Consider the following 16,468-nt stretch of genomic DNA (forward strand, 5'->3'; position numbering starts at 1 on the left):
CCGTTACCCCCGACAGATCACGGCTTAGCCGTCACGGTGATGCTCCCGCCACCTGGCGCCCGCGCCTGTGTACCCCGGTCATACAGCGACTCGGCGAAGACGGGCGGAATGACGAACTTACCCGCATTCGTCGCCTTGATCCGGTAGATGAACTCCTGCACGTCGGTGCTGGCCATGCCATAGACCACCACGCGGTCCTCGCGAACGTCCGCGTAGTCGGGCTTCCACGTGGATTCCGGATTGCCGATCGGCGAATGCCATGCCGGGGTGTTGTCGCCTTCGCCGTCACCTTCGCCGTTGTCGCTCGCTTGCTCGTCGGCACCGCTGTTCGCATCGTTATCCGACGTGGCTTCGTCCGACGAGGGCGCATCGGCATCCGCAGCCGGCGCCGTCTGTAACACCGGTTCGAAACCACCGGGCAACAGGTCGACGATAGCGATGTCGTCCACGGCGTCGCTCTTCGTCGCGCGGATACGCACGTGAACGTCGATCTCGTCACCCGTGGCGACGCTGTCGATCGACTTGCCCTTGGTATCGGTGTACGTCCGGGTGATTTCCAGACCGTCCTTGCGCGTTTCGGCCGACGGCTTGCGATCGAAACCGGTCTGCGCCACGCCGTACCACGCCGGGGCGTCGGCATCGTTGACCAGACGCAGCCGTTGCGTACCCGCCGCCCAGTGCGCGTCGACCAGCACCCCCTTCGGTGCGCCGATCGGCGTAACGGCGCCATCGGCCGCGACCGAACCGATCGACAGCTTGCTCACATCGCCACCGGTCTCCGTCGCCCAAGCGTCCAGCGCGAGGATGATCATGCCGGAGGACAGGGTGTTGTAGTGGCCCTGCCCGAGCGGACGCACGAGGTTGTCGATGGTCTCGGGCGGCAGTGCCTTCGCCTGTGCGGGGAAGTGCTTCGCCAGCAGATACAGCACGGTGGCATCGCGGATCGGCGCGTCGTAGTAATCGAAGTACGCGTACGACTCGTTCGCCGGCTTGCGACCGAGCAGCTTGCGCGGCTGCGCCATCAGCTCGTTCGCCAGCTTGTCCTGATGCAACAGCTGGTACGACGCCGCGATCCACGCGGCGGCGAGATCGCTCTTCCAGTCCTTCGGGAAAACGTCCTGCAGACGTCCCTGCACCGAAGCCAGGTCGTTGGTCGTGACGTTACCCTGACGGGTCAGCAGGTAGATCGCATAGGCACGCTGCCGCATCTGCACCAGCGTGTCGCCACTATCGTCGGCGGCAATCTGGCGCAACGCTTCATCGGCCGAGGCCAGCATGTCGCGCGGCACGGCCACGCCGTGATCGGTCGCTTCGATCATGTAATGCACGGCGTAGTCGGTGGCGAAGGTGTGCGTATCCGGCGTCGCCGTCCACAGGCCGAAACCGCCCTGCCCGTTCTGGCGTGCGCGCAGCACGTCGAACAACGCGGCCACCGGATCGGCGGGAGGCGTGTCGTCACCGAGCATGCGGGCTTTCTTCACGTCGCCGAACTCCGGACGGGTGCCGAGGATCAGCGCCGGCATCGCCGCGCTGATGACCTGCTCCGTGCAGTAGTGCGGGAAGTCGACGAGGTACGCGGCAAGGCCACGCGCCAGCACCACCGGCACCGACGAGAACGCCGCGTCGCGCTTGGCGTATTCGTCATGCATGTCGCGCAACGAGGTCACGTCCGCACGGCCGTGGGCATCGACGCGGCCGAAGGCCAAATCGGTACGCATCGGCGAGGCGGGGCGGACCGAAAGATCCACCGACTGTTTCGCCGACTTGCCGTTCGCGCCCGCGGTGAAGGTGAGGTTGCCCGAACCGAGCTTGTTCGTCGCCCGCACGCGGAAGATCGCCACGCCCTCGCGCATCTCGCCGAGGTTCAGCGTCCTGGACGCGTCCCCGACCAGCTGCAGTTGCGGACCGAGTCTGAGGCTCACCGCCACCGGAATTTCTTTTCCGCCGAGTCCGGTAAGGTTGTTGGCGACGCCGACACTGATCTCGGCTTCGTCACCCGGGGCCAATGTCGTGGGCACGTTCGGCGACAGCACGAAATCGCCGCGCACGGTGGTCGCGCCTTCGAACGTACCGATCTTCTCCGGCGACACACTCACCGCCATGACGCGCAGCTTGCCGTTGAAGTAGTCGGGCACCTTGTACGTCAGGTCCTTCGAGCCGTCGACATCGACGATGCCGGACCAGTAGGCCACCGGCTTGTCACGCTTGCGCTTGAACGGGTTGAGCTGGCGGCCGATGGCACCGTCCGCGTCACCGCCGGGTGCCGCCATCGTCATCAGCTTCTGGAAGTCCGGGATGATCAGATCCAGGATCTGCGACGTCGACACTTCGAGCATGCGCTTGCGGAAGAAGTACTGCAGCGGATCGCCGAGCTTGTAGTGCGCGACCTGCAGGATGCCCTCGTCCACCGCGAAGACCACCGCACGCGTCGGCGTGGTCGAGGTGACGTGGAAGGTCACGGTGTCGCCGGGCTTCACCAGCGACGGCGACTCCACGGCGAGCACGTTGCGACGCGCGTCCATGTTGACCGAGAACGGCACGACACCGAACGACAACGGGCTCATGAAGATCTCGTCGGACGACGGATCGCGCACGTACTGCACGTTGATGTAGCCGTTACCTTCAAAATCCGCCGGCACGGTGATGTGCTGGACGCTGCTGGTGGTGTCGGCATGGAACCAGGCGTGCGCATAGACCTTGTCGCGTTCGATGGTGATCAGGCCGCTACCCGCGTACGGTGCGCGGATCGCGATATCGACCGCCTCACCCGGCGCATAATCCTTCTTCGACAGCGTGAGCTGCAGCTCGGCGTTGCGCTCGAGCGAACGCGACACGTTGCCCTCACCGGCGACCGACCAGGCCACACGGTTAACCTCCTTGCCCTGCGCGTCCTTCACCACCAGGGCGAAGTTGCCCGGCTTGTCCGTGGGCAACGCCACGTCGAGGCCGGCGGCGGGAATCGTCAGCGGGGTTTCGGAGACCACCGTCTCGCGTGCCTTCGACTCGTACTTGAAGACACCGGAGTCCTGCCTGGTTAGCACGGAAACGAAGCGCGTTTCGACGATGTCCTGCTTGAGGCCGTTGAGGTCGATGCGCTTCGCCGACGGATCGATGGCGACGAGGTTGACCGTGCGCTTCGCGTCGCGGCTCACGTAGTCGAGGTTGTCGACCGCCTTGTAGCCGACCAGCCAGTCGTTGGACGAAACCATGCCCTGGGTCGCGGCGGCTACGCTGCGGCCACCCTCGGCTTCATACGCCTTGGCGAGGAAGTAGAGCTGGTAGGTCGCGTCGGCATACTTCGACAGGTCCAGCGCGAATTCCGCATGACCCTTGTCGTCGGTCTTCGCATCGGCGAGCTTTTCTTCGAAGCCTTCCTTCGCGCGACGGATGTCGTAGAAGTGATAGTCCTTGTAGCTCGGGAATGACGGGTACGCGGGGCGCAACGTCAGCGACCCTTCGACGCGGCGGTCCGCCGCCGGGGTCCCGAACAGGTTCTGCACGTCGACCAGTGCCTTCAGCTGCGCGGGCTTCACCCAGCCTTCGGTCACGGCGGTCGACAATCTGGCCGCGACCTTCATGCGGTCCGGCTGAAACTCCTTGACCTGCACGGTCGTGCTGCCGATCTGCGAGTACGGCTTGCCGTCCTTGGCGATGTACAGGTTCACCGTCCAGTTGCCGGTGGGCGACGTCTCGGACGTGGTGTGGTCGAGCTCGGCGAAACCGGCGGCGTCCATGGACACGGTCTGCTGGCGCACGGTGGTGCCGCGCGGGTCGACCACCTCGGCGATCAGGGGCATACCCGCCACGCTGCGTGTCCAGCTGTTGGCGCGCACGATCATGCCGATATGAAACAGGTCGCCCGGACGATAGATGCCGCGATCCGAGAACAGGTAGCCCGAGAGCTGGCCCTGGCTATGCGCGTTGGGCTCACCGCCGATGTCGAAGCGCGAGAAGTCCAGCGTACGGTCGTACGAGGTCACGGGCAGGAACGACAGATCCTCGCCCTGACGCACGACGTACATCGCCGGCGCTTTTTCCTGGGTGAAGCCCTTCAGGCTGGCGAAGTGAGCCAGGCCATCGGCGCCCGTGGTCTGCGTGAACAGCGTACTGCCGTTTTTGGCGATCACGGCGACCGAGGCGCCACTTACCGGCGAGCCATTGCGGATGGACTGCACGAAGATGTCCTGGCTTCCGTCCATCGACTTCTTGGCGATGACGCCGAGGTCGGTGATGACGACCAGGCGCTCGTCCTTCGGCCAGTCGTAAGGTGCATGACCGCTATCGTCATCGTCTTTCGCCGCTTCGGCCGCGGCGGCATCCGCATCGGCGCCCGCGTCGCGGGCCGCGGCTTCGCGGGCTGCCTTGACGCGCCGGTCGCGTGCTTCCTTCTCGGCGTTCTCGTCATAGCCGGACAGTTTGAGCAGGAACACGCCCTTCTTGCCGGACGCGAGGTACTGCCCAAGATCGAAGCCTTCGTAATGCGCCTTGCCCGGGCCTTCGTCCGGGAACGAAACCTTCTTTACGAAGCGGTCGACGATGTGGTCCGAGGTGAAGCCGTACATTTCCGGCTTCGCGTAGCTACCCTCGTTGAGCGAGACCAGATGCTGCAGCTGGTCCGGCAGCACGCGGCCGATCTCCACCCGCATGCCGGGGATATTGCGCGAGACCACGGAGATCCGCTTGTCACCGCTGAGCGACAGCAGTGAGCCGTCGGCCATGAAGCGGAGCAGGCGCGGGTAGTCGGGCACCGTGAGCAGCTCGGCGCGCGACTTCGCCATGATGTAGCCGCCGAACGAGGTCAGACCCTTGTCCACACGGACATAGATCTGCTGGCCCGGCTGGGCGTGGTATTTGAAGCTCTGCGTGGCCGACCAGTCGTTTTCGGTCGGCACCACGTCGGGCTTGATCGCCGTGAACGAGCGCAGATCGCTCTCGCCGATGGTCGAAACGTCGTAGCCCTTATCGCTGCGGGGCACCACCCAGACGTGCAGCCGCTTCGCCAGTTCGGTATCGCTGACCGGGCCGCCGAAATTCATCACCACGACCTGCTCCGGCTCAAAGCGGGCGTTGTCCACGAGCGTCGCCGAGATCTCGTCGACCTTCAGGCTATACAGGCCGGGTACGCGCACCGCGGTTTCCAGCGCTTTCTCCGTGCCGTCGCCGCCTCGGCTGCTTACCGCGCCATCGTCCAGCCTGAGGCCGACCGAACCGTCGTCGCGCGGCAGCTGCAGGGGCTGCGAGTGGACGAACGCGTTGAGGCGACGATCGTCATAGGTGACCGAGAACTTCAGTTCGCTGCCGCGCTTTTCGTTCCCGTTGCGCAGGTCGAGCTTCAGGCGCTTCTCGAGCTGCGCCGCATCGACCGGGTAGTTGAAGCCCAGCTGGACGATGGTCTTTTTCTTGGTCGGATCCTGCGGGTCCTGGTAGAACTCGCCATTGACGACGCGCGCGGTGAAGGGGACGGTCGAGACGGTGAAGTGGTCGTCGGCCAGCACCGCCTGCGGCGCGAACACCTTCGCCTTGTCGAAACTGACCTCGATCTTCCGACCCACCGGCCAGTCCGCGGACGGCACGAAGGTGAGTACGCGATCGCTCTGCCACTTCCACTGGCCGGGCAGTTTCGGATCCATGGCGATGCCGTCGGTCACCGGCTTGCCGAGCGACTCGATCTTCGCTGCCGACCCCGAGAAGGTCACCGTGAGCGGATGGATCGTCACCGGGACATGCTCGTAGTCGCTGATGTCGGGCGCGGGGGCTTCAAACGTGATGCGGTTGGGCTCGACCGGCTTCGGTCGGTTTTCCCACCAGTGCCAGCCGAACCAGCCGGCGGCGGCGATCAGGATCGCACCGGCGACCGTGGCCGTGAACTTCAGGGGATGGCTGCGGGCGGCGCGGCCGGTCGCGGGGACCCAGGCGGGTGCCGACCAGGCCATGTTGCCGAAGACAGGCCGCAGCACGCGACCGAGCAACCAACCCAGGCCGCGCAGCAGGCGTACGGGCAGCATCAGGATGAAACGAAGCAGGTCCATGTTTCCCTTCCGATCCATTCAAAAGTTGACGAGCACGTCCGTCCGCCGCACAAGCGGCGAACCAGCGGTCGTTCGTAATCCCCAGTGACATGCTGCACGCGATCGATGTCACGGCGGCGACCGAATTCTGGCATACCATCGCCCCTCTTCGGGCTTTTTCGGGCGCGTTGGCAATAGGAAAATTCTGAAAAATCGGCTGCATGCGCCACCCCGTGACTGATGTCACGGGGGAGGATTGTCGTCATGTCACCCACCGGGAACTTACGTTATGGTGCGGTCGCCCGCTTACCGACCAGCGGGCGGCGCGACGGGCAAGGATGTCGGCCGGGCTGACATGAATTATCCGCACCGGGGGAAGCAGGGCGACGTGCGGACAGAGACGGTGAACACCATGAGCGATCACGCCACCCTTCCCATCGACCGCGCCGTTGCCGCGGGCGAACGGGAGTTCCGCGAACTGGCGGACTTCGCGCCGGTGATGATCTGGCGTACCGGCACCGATCGCCAGGGCGACTGGTTCAATAAACCATGGCTGGCCTTCAGAGGCCGATCCATGGCGGAAGAGGTAGGCGAAGGCTGGGTCGAGGGCATCCATCCGGAAGACTTCGACCGGTCATCGTCGGTGTTCTTTCATGCGTTCGGCGCACGTGAGCCTTATTCGCTCGAGTACCGGCTGCGCCGGCACGATGGCGTTTATCGATGGATCGTCGAAAACGGCACGCCGTTCGAGCGGGGCGGCGCCTTTGCGGGCTACTGGGGAAGTTGCACCGACATCACCGATCACCGGGTGGCGCAGCGCAGCCAGCGGGTGCTGATCAACGAGCTCAGCCATCGCCTCAAGAATACGCTGGCGGTCGTCCAGGCGATGGCTGAGCAGACCTTTCGCGAAGGGCGGCCGATGAATGCCGCGGTCACCTGTTTCAGTGGTCGTCTGCGTGCGCTTGCCGCGGCCCAGGACCAGCTGATCGCCACGGCGTGGGAAGAGGTGCCGCTGAGCGACGTCGTCGAGGCCACGGTGCTTCCCTTCGATTGCGGCGGCGCACGGATTCACAGGGAAGGGCCGCCGCTGATTCTCAGCGCCGAGACCGCGGTCAGCCTGACCATGGCACTGCATGAGTTGCTGACCAACGCGGTCAAGTACGGTGCCCTGTCGAACGACACCGGAACGGTCACGATCGCCTGGTCGTGCGCCGAGCCCGCAGGCGGCCGGTTCCGGCTGGAATGGAAGGAACAGGGTGGCCCGACCGTGTCCACTCCGCTGGAGCGCGGCTTCGGTACACGCTTCATCGAGCGAGGTGTCGGGTGCCGGCAGGGCGGTGGTTCGCGTCTGCTTTTCGAACCCGACGGCGTGCGCTGGGTCCTGGAAACCGAACTTCCGGCAACGTCTGCCCATCGCGCCCAGGTCGCCTGATTCCCGGCGACCTTGTGCCGGGCCGATAGCTGCCATCGCCGTTTTCGCGCACGCTGTCGCCAGCGCGGAAGGGCAATCGATAGTTTCTCCTCATGAAGAAATTTTCAGGTTTCGGGCGATGAAACATCGTGCTGCGGCGAGTATCGTCGTGGCTATGTACATCGACCGGATCGACCACCTCGTCCTCACCGTCAACGACATCGATACGACGGTGGACTTCTACACGCGTGTGCTGGGCCTGGAAGTCGTCACCTTCGGTGAAGGGCGCAAGGCGCTCGTCTTCGGCAGGCAGAAATTCAACCTTCACCAGAAGGGCAAGGAATTCGAGCCGAAAGCCGCGGCCCCGACGACGGGCGCGATCGATCTATGTCTCATTTCAGGCACGCCGCTCAAGGATGTCATCAGCGAGTTGAACCAGGCCGACATACCCATCGAGCAGGGTCCCGTGGGAAGGACGGGCGCCACCGGCCCGATCCAGTCCATCTATATCCGCGATCCGGACCTCAACCTGATCGAGATATCGAACTACGCATGATCGCAGACCACTAAGCGCTCAGTCCGGGTGCCGCGTCCGGCGCTTAATGCGTAATATCGATCTTCACATCCGTCCCATCCGGCAGATCCTGCATCTGCTGCAGCACCGAACCCGTCAGTTCGAAATGCTCGATCGCCGGCACCGGATTCAGATTCTCGACGGTGTACTCGCCTTCGGCGAAGATCGGCAGCGTGACGTAGGTGTAGCACTCCCCTTCCGCCCGCGTCTTGCCCGCCTCAAGCAGCGCTTCGATCAACGGCGGCAGAAGCCAGTCGTCGGCGATCTCTTCGCGTAGCAGCTGATTGAAGCCGGGCACGCTCTCGGCCACGCGCTCCACTTCCGCGGTGCCCGTATTGAGCCAGAAGATGCCGCCTTCGTCGGCCTCGTAGAACATGTCGCCGAGGGCCGTGAACAACAGCGGCGTATAGCCGTCGCCGATGCGCCAGGCCCAGGATTCGGCGAGCGCGTCGATCGCGTCCTTGTCCGGGGTGCAGATGAGGTCGTTCCAGGCGAGGGCCATGGGGATGGGCCTTTCAGATCGATGGGGATGTCGCAGTTTACCCTCCCCCGCCCGATCAGTCCTCCGCACCGGCGATGACGGCTTTGACGAACGCCGCACGGGCCGTGGCCTGGGCGTCATTGGTGGCGACGGGCCACGCGGCCAGCTGGACGATCACCAGTTCGCGTGCCGGATCGACGTAGAGCAGCTGCCCGAAGATGCCGATGCCTGCGAAATCGCCGTTGTCGTAGGTCCACCACTGGTAGCCATAGCCGCGTCCGGGCGCGCCGATGTCGGCGTGCTTGTGTGTCGCATCGGCAAGCCAACCATCGGCGAGCACCTGTTTGCCGTCGGCAACGCCGCCATCGAGCAGGAACTGGCCGAGACGCGCATAGTCGCCCAGCGTGGCCGACACGCCGGAACCTCCGGCTTCGGTGCCATCGACCCCGTCCTTGAGCCAGATCGCATCGGCGGCCATGCCGTAGGGCTTCCAGACCTTCTCCGAGAGATACGCCGCCAGCGACGTGCCGGTGGCGCGCTCGACGAGAATGCCGATCAGATCGGTCTCGCCGGTCTTGTAGACCCAGCGTTCCCCCGGCGCGAATTCGCGCGGCAGCTTCGACATGTACGACACGAGCAGCGGCACGCCGGGCTGACGCGCCCCCTCATACATCTGCGCGACATCCGATGTCGGATCGACATAGTCCTCGTTCCAGCGGACGCCGGAGGTCATCGTCAGCAACTGGCGGACGGTGACGTCTCGGTAGGCACCCGCGGCGAGTTCGGGGATGTAGCGCGTGACCTTGTCGTCGAGGCTGTGGATCGAGCCGTCACGCAGCGCGGCGCCGACAAGGGTGGACGTGAACGACTTGGCGACCGAGAAGGAAGTCCATCGTGTCGATGGCGTGGCGCCGAGGCCGTAGCGTTCGAGGCGCACCTTGCCGTGCTGAAGCACCATGACGCCAGCCACGCGGTGCTCGGCCATGTAGCTGTCGAGCGTGGTGGCATCGGCGAAATGCGGCGTCAGCGGCGTGCCGGCGGGCAACGGGTGCGCGACGCCGTGACGGACGACGTTGCTGGCGTACTGGGTTTCCATCGCGCGGAAGTTCGCTTCGCGCTGCGACTGGTTCCAGAAGAGCACGTCGGTGCGGCGGGCGTGAGGTGTGGCGCATGCCGTGAGGAGGCTCAAGGTGAGCACGAGGCAAAACGCTTTCGCCAGCAGGGCTGGCTCCCGCCATGGCAGGTTCGGTGGGCGATGCGTGTTCATCGGGATGTCCTGGTGCGGCGGCGGATTTCGAACGCGCCCAGCGCCAGCGACGCGATGGCGAAGGGTCCGAGGCCGTAGATGACACGATAGGCGAGCAGTGCGGCGAGGACCTGCGCGCGCTGTTCCTGCGGGAACGCCGCGAGGGTCAGCGCTTCGAACGCGCCAATGCCACCGGGGGTGTTGCTGATGATGCCGGCGAGGATGGCGCCGACGTAGATCGGCGCGAAATCGAGAAAGCTGCCGGCGACGTCCGCAGGCAACAGGAAATACATGGCGGCGATCGCGCCGATCATTTCCACGGTGCCGATCGCGACCTGTGCGGCCGCCGAACGCGCCGAAGGCACCGGCGTGGAGAACTTCCAGATCCGCAGTTCATCGTGCTTGCCGGCCAGCCAGCGCAGGAGCAGGACGAACAGGATCACCAGAGCGACGCCGGGCCAGCGTCCCCACCCATGCGCGATCGACGGTTCGAGCAGCAACGCGATCGCCGTGACCGAGGCGAAACCGAGCGCCACCGCGAAGCCGACCAGCCCGACCACGCGGGCCACATCGGGGGCACTCACCCCGCGTGTCGACAACATGCGGTAACGCAGCGCGGTACCCGTAATCGCATGAAAACCCAGCGCGTTGCAGATCGCGTGCGTGGTCGCACCGGAGAAGATCTTCATGCGCATCGAGACCTTGCCTGGCACGACGGTCTCCACGGCGAAGACATCGTATGCCGTGAGGCAGGACCAGCTGACCAGCGTGGCGCCGATGGACGCGAGGACATGCCAGCGCGGGATGCGGTCGATGGCCGCACGGATGTCCTGCCAGGACATGCGCGCGATATAGCGATGCAGCAGAAAGATCGCCACGCCCACGAAGGCCGCCGCCAGCAGGTATTTCGTCGCACGGCTCGCGAAAGCTTTCAGGGTTGGCTGGGCGTGTTTGTCCGTCACCGCGTCACTCTGACCGTCGGGCCTCGCCCGAGAAAGGCGGGCATCATCCCACGACGGCGAGCGGCGCGGGGGCTAGACTGGGGGACCGATTCCTCTGCGGTGGACCCATGCTTCATTACGACGGCTCTCTCTGGCTGACCGACGGCACCCGCCGCTGGGGCGGCCCCGACCGCATCGAGCTCCTCGCCCAGGTGGGACAGACCGGTTCCATCACGGCGGCGGCGAAGGCGGTGGGCATGAGCTACAAGGGCGCGTGGGATGCCATCGCCGCCATGAACAACCTGGCGGGCGAGGATCTCGTGGTCCGTTCCACGGGCGGCAAGGGCGGCGGCGGGGCGCGGTTGACGGCGAGGGCCGAACGCCTGATCGCCTCGTTCCGTGGCATCGAGACCGAGCACAAGCGATTCGTGGAGCGGCTGGCGTCGCTCGGCGAGGATGCTACCGACGACATTCATCTGCTGAGACGTTTCACGATGCGCACGAGTGCACGCAACCAGCTGGCCGGCACGGTCAGCGCCGTCACCGAAGGAGCGGTCAACGACCGTATCGATATCGCGCTGGCCGGGGGGACGACCGTCGTTGCCACCGTCACCCGTGAGAGCACCGCCAGTCTCGCGCTCTCGCCTGGACGGCCCGTCGTGGCGCTGGTGAAGGCGAACTGGGTCATGGTGGGCATGCCGGGCGCCGGGCGTCTGTCCGCGGCCAATCAGCTGCCGGGGCGGGTGACGGAGGTCTTTCCCGGTGCGGTGAATACGGAAGTAACGATCGCGCTGGACGGCGGCGGGACGATCGCGGCGATCGTGACGAAGGAGAGCGCTGAGGGAATGGAACTGGCGGAGGGCACAGCCGTGATGGCGATCTTCGATGCCTCGTCGGTGATTGTCGGGGTCACCGACTGACCTTGCCGTCGCGGATTTCGATGGTATGGCCATCCAGCGCGTCGACATCGGCCGGATCGTGGGTGATCACCAGCAGTTGCAGATCGAGACGGGTTTGCAGCGCCAGCAGCTCGCCACGCATGCGGCCGCGCAACGCGGGGTCCAGCGCGGCGAACGGCTCGTCGAGCAGGAGCAGGCGCGGCTCGGAAACCAGTGCGCGCGCCAGTGCGACGCGCTGGCGCTGCCCGCCGGAAATGCGTGACGGGTAGCTATCCGCGACCGCCGTGAGTTCGAACGTCTCGAGCCACCGACCGACCCGTTCGCCATGGCGACGCCGCGCCGGGTTGAACCAGCCACGCGACAGTCCGAAACCGACGTTCTGCGCGACCGTCAGGTGAGGAAACAGCGCGTAATCCTGAAACAGATACGCTACGCCGCGTTCGCGCGAGGGAACATCCACCCGCGCCTGCGTGTCGAGCAGTGTCCGACCGTCGACACGCACGTGCCCTGCGTCCGGAGAGATCAGTCCGGCCATCGCGCGCAGCGTCAGACTCTTGCCGGCACCCGAGGGTCCATACAGCACCACGCGACGATGCTCCGACGCGAAGGCGACGTCCAGCTCGAAGCGGCGGTCGTCGGCGTGCAGCGTTTTGCGGACCGCCACGTCGACACTCATGGCCGCGACCGCCGCGTGTGATCCGGCGACAGCCAGCCGGCGAGCAGGAGCGCCACCACGCAGGTCACCGACGTGACGACGACCATGATCGCAGCGGTATCGTCGTGGCCAGCCTGCACGGCCGCATAGATCGCGACGGACAGGGTCTGCGTACGCCCGGGCAGATTACCCGCGATCATCAACGTCGCGCCGAACTCACCGAGTGCGCGGGCGAAGGCGAGCAGAGCACCCGCCGTAATGCCGCGCGCGGCGAGTGGCAGCGACACACGAAAGAACACCGCGACTTCACGCAGACCCAGGACGCGCGCGGCACTTTCCAGCTGAGGATCGACCGCTTCGAAGGCGGCACGTGCCGCCTTCTGCACGAGCGGAAAGGCGACCAGCGTCGAGGCAATCACCGCGCCCTGCCAGGTGAACACGAGTTCGATCCCGTGCCGGTCGAGCCAGCCGCCGAAGGCGCCCTTGCGACCGAGCAGGACCAGCAGGTAATAGCCGAGGACCGTCGGCGGCAGCACCAGCGGCAAGGTCAGGATCGAATCGACGAGCTCGCGCGCAGGGGAGCGCCAGCGCGACAAGCCGAAGGCTACCGAGACGCCGAGCACGAGATTGATCGCGGTCGCCCACAAGGCGACCTTGAGCGACAGCGCGAGCGGAACCCAGACGTCGCCCACGCCAGCTCAGGGTGCTTCGAAGCCGAAGCGGGCGAGAATTCCGCGTCCTTCGGCGGATTGCACGAAGGCTTCGAACGACTTCGCCTCGGCCACCTGCTTCGAGGCCGCGACCACGGCGATCGGATAGCTGATCGGCTTCGGGGTCGGCACGGTGGCGGCGACGGTGACCTTGTCTTTCGCGATCGCGGCATCGGTAGCGAAAACGAAACCGGCGTCGACCTCGCCGCGGGCGACATAGTCGAGGCTCTGGCGCACGTTCTGCGCCAGCACGCCTTTGGCGGAGATGGTGTCCCAGAGCCCCTGCCGCTCCAGTGCGGCCTTCGTATAACGACCCACCGGCACCGACGCCGGATCGCCGTAGGCCACGCGTTTCACCGCGGGGGCTTTCAGATCGGCCGGCGAGGACACCCTGACCGAGGCGTCTCTGGGCACGATCAGAACCAGACGGTTGGTCGCGAAGTCCTGCCGCGTCGACACGTCGATGGCTTTCGCTTCGACCGCCTTGTCCATCGCGGCCTGGTCGGCCGAGGCGAACACGTCCGCCGGGGCGCCACTGGCGATCTGGCGCAGCAGCACGTCGGACGCCGCGAAGTTGAGGACAACGTGGGTACCGGGGTGTTTCGCTTCATAGGCCTTGCCGACGGACTGGAAGGCGTCGGTGAGGCTGGAGGCCGCCGAGACGACGAGATCGGCCGCGGAAGCCAGGCCTGGACCGAGGACAAGGCACAGCGCGACGAGAGGGCGGAGGCGCATGGCGTCAGTCCGGCAAGAAGAAGTCGGGCAATATAGGAAGGTATATGGCGGAGGGTCAAATGCGCCGGCTGCCGCGAACCGGGGAGCGGGACCTTCACGGTCACCGCCTCCCGGTCGGGCCATCCCCCCTTCCGATGCGCCTCAGCCCGCCGCCAGCACCACGAAGCTGCGCGGTGGCGCAATCATCTTGCCGTCTTCAGCCACGGTATCCACCGCGAGATCCAGATCGCTCGAGAACGCCACGCTCCAGGCACCCTCGGGCAACGTGAACTCCACCCCGCCATCGAAGGCGTTGATCAGGATCAGCACCGTCTGATCCGCCGCATGCTCGCGCACTCCGGAGGCCTGGCTGCGCCCGTCGAGCAGGATACCGATGGACCGCGCACGCGGATCGTCCCAGTGCTCAGGCTGCATCTCGCCACCGCCGGGATTGAGCCAGACGATGTCGCGAATGCCCGATTCCTCGTCGTAACGTCCGTTGAGAAAGCGACCGCGACGCAGGATCGGATAGCGCTCGCGCAAGGCAAGCAATTCACGCACCGACTGGGCCAGGCTGCCCTCGGTAGGATCGTCATTCCAGTCGATCCAGCTCAGCTCGTTGTCCTGACCATAGACGTTGTTGTTGCCGTTCTGCGTGTTGCCGCGCTCATCGCCGGAGAGCAGCATCGGCGTCCCCTGCGCCAGGAGCAGGGTGGCCAGCAGGTTGCGCGACTGGCGCTGCCGCATGGCGCGGATGTCCGCGTCGTCCGTCGGGCCTTCGGCACCGTGATTGAACGAATGGTTGTTGTCCGAGCCGTCGCGATTGTCTTCGCCGTTGGCATCGTTGTGCTTGCCGTTGTAGCTCAGCAGGTCGCGCAGGGTGAACCCGTCGTGCGCGGTGATGAAGTTCAGCGACGCGTACGGGCGCCGTCCGCGCTTGTCGAACAGATCGGCGGAACCCGTGAAACGCCGTGCGAACTCCGGCAACTTGCCTTCCTCGCCTATCCAGAACGCGCGCACCGTGTCGCGGAACTTGTCGTTCCACTCCACCCAGCCCGGCGGAAACTCACCCACCTGATAGCCGCCGGGACCACAATCCCACGGCTCGGCGATCAGCTTGGTCTGGTTGAGCACCGGGTCCTGCGTGCAGGCGTCGAGGAAGCCGCCGTTCTCGTCGAAGCCGTACGGCTCGCGACCGAGGATGGTGGCGAGATCGAAACGGAAACCGTCCACGTTCATGTCCGTGGCCCAGTAGCGCAGTGAGTCGGTAACCATCTGCAGCACGCGGGCGTGACTCAGGTTGACCGTGTTACCGGTGCCCGTGTCATTGATGTAATAACGCTTGTCTTCGGCCAGTCGGTAGTAGCTGGCGTTATCGATGCCCTTGAACGAGAGCGTCGGGCCCATTTCGTTGCCTTCGGCCGTGTGGTTGTAGACCACATCGAGGATGACCTCGAGACCGGCGCGGTGATACGCCGCCACCATGTCCTTGAATTCGCGGGGGTCGCCGCTCGACATGTAGCGCGTCTTCAGCGCGAAGAAGCCGATGGTGTTGTAACCCCAGTAGTTGCGCAGGCCCTGTTCCAGCAGGTGCTGGTCGTCGAGGTAGGCATGCACGGGCAGCAACTCGATCGACGTGACGCCCAGATCGCGCACGTAGTCGATCACTTCTTCCGTCGCCAGGCCGGCGAACGTGCCGCGCTTATCTTCCGGCACCGACGGGTGCTGCATGGTGTAGCCACGCACGTGCGTTTCCTGGATGACGGTACGGTTCCAGGGGATGTGCGGCTTGCCGTGTTCGATCCACTTGTACGTCGGATCGACGACCATCGCCTTGGGCATGAACGGCGCGCTGTCGCGCTCATCGAAACTGAGGTCGCCGTCGGCGTGGCCGACGGTGTATCCGTAGAGTTCGTCGGCCCAGATCAGCTCACCGACGATGTGCCGGGCATAGGGATCGAGGAGCAGCTTGTTCGGGTTGAAGCGGTGCCCGTTCTCCGGCTCGTAAGGGCCATGGACGCGGTAGCCGTAAAGCTGACCCGGACCGACGCCCGGCACGTAACCGTGCCAGACCTCGTCGGTGTACTCGGGCAGGTCGATGCGGCCCGTTTCGTTACCCGCGTCGTCGTAGAAGCAGACCTCGACCCGCGTGCCATGGGCGGTGAACAGGGCGAAGTTGGTGCCTTTTCCATCCCAGGTCGCTCCGCGCGGAAACGGCGAACCCTCGCGGACGGGGGAGGCGGAGTCGTAACGGCGATCGGGCATGGCGGCGTCCTCGTGGGGGTGGCGCACGATGACCCAGCGCACGACAGGAAAACGTGAGGGCGCCTCCTGGCCGACATACCTCAGCGACACCGCGCCGCAGCGCCTTCACGCCCGGACGTGGCATCATCCCTGGACCCACATCCAGGGTTGATCGAGGGGACGCCGCGTTGCGTCGAACACAGGGACACATGCGTTGGCTGGGATGGATGGCGACAGTCGCCGTCTGGCTCACCGTGCTTGCGCCCACAGTGTCCAGGGCGCTGCCCGCGTTCGCCTTCCCCGATCTCGGCGCCTGGTGCGACCGGGAAGCTGTCACGGCGCACCACGGTATGCCGGGCCACGGTCACGACATGGGCGGCGCTCAGGACGCCGACGACGCCTGCGGCTACTGCGCCCTGTTCGCACAGACGCCTGCCCTCGGTGGCGGCTTCTTCGTCGCCCGGTGGCTTCCGCTGGCCGGCTATGTCGATGCGACGCTGCCGGCCCGGCGTGCCGCGCCGTCGCTGGTCCGCCATCACGCTCCCACGCGAGGTCCGCCGGTCGCCGCGCACGCCTGATCGTTTC

General features: G+C 65.7%; 12 protein-coding genes. 4 read left to right on the forward strand and 8 right to left on the reverse strand.

The genetic code is table 11. From position 1 onward, the window contains the following. Window positions 1-17: 17 nt before the first annotated feature. Complete coding sequence (locus FA87_RS18320) at window positions 18-6,029, reverse strand: alpha-2-macroglobulin (RefSeq protein WP_043696571.1); 6,012 nt, start codon at window positions 6,027-6,029, stop codon at window positions 18-20. A 391-nt stretch (window positions 6,030-6,420) separates the two neighbouring features. Here FA87_RS18320 and FA87_RS18325 point away from each other — a divergent pair, with 391 nt between their 5' ends. Both FA87_RS18325 and FA87_RS18330 read left to right on the forward strand, forming a co-directional pair. Continuing rightward, window positions 6,421-7,440, forward strand: a complete 1,020-nt coding sequence (locus FA87_RS18325; protein ID WP_197062448.1) for an HWE histidine kinase domain-containing protein — start codon at window positions 6,421-6,423, stop codon at window positions 7,438-7,440. A gap of 154 nt (window positions 7,441-7,594) precedes the next feature. Then, window positions 7,595-7,975 carry a VOC family protein gene (locus FA87_RS18330; protein WP_043698498.1) on the forward strand — a complete coding sequence of 127 codons (381 nt, stop codon included), beginning with the start codon at window positions 7,595-7,597 and terminating at the stop codon, window positions 7,973-7,975. 43 nt (window positions 7,976-8,018) lie between these two features. On the opposite strand, the gene FA87_RS18335 is transcribed toward FA87_RS18330, so the two are convergent. The 3 genes from FA87_RS18335 to FA87_RS18345 are packed head-to-tail and all read right to left on the reverse strand — an operon-like array spanning window position 8,019 to window position 10,682. Beyond that, complete coding sequence (locus FA87_RS18335; RefSeq protein WP_043696574.1) at window positions 8,019-8,495, reverse strand: T6SS immunity protein Tdi1 domain-containing protein; 477 nt, start codon at window positions 8,493-8,495, stop codon at window positions 8,019-8,021. Window positions 8,496-8,550: 55 nt separating this feature from the next. Next, window positions 8,551-9,741 carry a serine hydrolase gene (locus tag FA87_RS18340; RefSeq protein WP_081996651.1) on the reverse strand — a complete coding sequence of 397 codons (1,191 nt, stop codon included), beginning with the start codon at window positions 9,739-9,741 and terminating at the stop codon, window positions 8,551-8,553. Then, window positions 9,738-10,682 (reverse strand): YbhN family protein, encoded by a 945-nt coding sequence (locus FA87_RS18345; RefSeq protein ID WP_051943183.1) that lies wholly within the window; start codon window positions 10,680-10,682, stop codon window positions 9,738-9,740. Before FA87_RS18345 ends, FA87_RS18340 begins: the two co-directional genes overlap by 4 nt. A 107-nt stretch (window positions 10,683-10,789) precedes the next feature. Here FA87_RS18345 and FA87_RS18350 point away from each other — a divergent pair, with 107 nt between their 5' ends. Next, the gene (locus tag FA87_RS18350; RefSeq protein WP_043696577.1) at window positions 10,790-11,581 is read left to right on the forward strand and encodes a TOBE domain-containing protein; all 792 of its coding nucleotides are present in this window, start codon (window positions 10,790-10,792) and stop codon (window positions 11,579-11,581) included. On the opposite strand, the gene FA87_RS18355 is transcribed toward FA87_RS18350, so the two are convergent. The 4 genes from FA87_RS18355 to glgX form a co-directional block, all read right to left on the reverse strand. Further along, the gene (locus FA87_RS18355; RefSeq protein ID WP_043696580.1) at window positions 11,571-12,236 is read right to left on the reverse strand and encodes an ATP-binding cassette domain-containing protein; all 666 of its coding nucleotides are present in this window, start codon (window positions 12,234-12,236) and stop codon (window positions 11,571-11,573) included. The two genes, FA87_RS18350 and FA87_RS18355, sit on opposite strands and share 11 nt — an antisense overlap. Continuing rightward, window positions 12,233-12,907 (reverse strand): molybdate ABC transporter permease subunit, encoded by a 675-nt coding sequence (gene modB, locus FA87_RS18360; protein ID WP_043696584.1) that lies wholly within the window; start codon window positions 12,905-12,907, stop codon window positions 12,233-12,235. Before modB ends, FA87_RS18355 begins: the two co-directional genes overlap by 4 nt. 6 nt (window positions 12,908-12,913) lie before the next feature. Further along, window positions 12,914-13,660, reverse strand: a complete 747-nt coding sequence (gene modA, locus FA87_RS18365) for a molybdate ABC transporter substrate-binding protein (protein WP_043696586.1) — start codon at window positions 13,658-13,660, stop codon at window positions 12,914-12,916. A gap of 141 nt (window positions 13,661-13,801) precedes the next feature. Continuing rightward, window positions 13,802-15,904, reverse strand: a complete 2,103-nt coding sequence (gene glgX, locus FA87_RS18370) for a glycogen debranching protein GlgX (protein WP_043698504.1) — start codon at window positions 15,902-15,904, stop codon at window positions 13,802-13,804. A gap of 188 nt (window positions 15,905-16,092) precedes the next feature. On the opposite strand from glgX, the gene FA87_RS20075 reads away from it, so the two are divergent. Continuing rightward, window positions 16,093-16,461, forward strand: coding sequence for a DUF2946 domain-containing protein (locus FA87_RS20075; RefSeq protein WP_051974347.1), 369 nt, complete (start codon window positions 16,093-16,095; stop codon window positions 16,459-16,461). Window positions 16,462-16,468: the final 7 nt, after the last annotated feature.

It is taken from the genome of Luteibacter sp. 9133 (assembly GCF_000800155.1).
GTDB classification, from domain to species: Bacteria; Pseudomonadota; Gammaproteobacteria; order Xanthomonadales; family Rhodanobacteraceae; genus Luteibacter; species Luteibacter mycovicinus.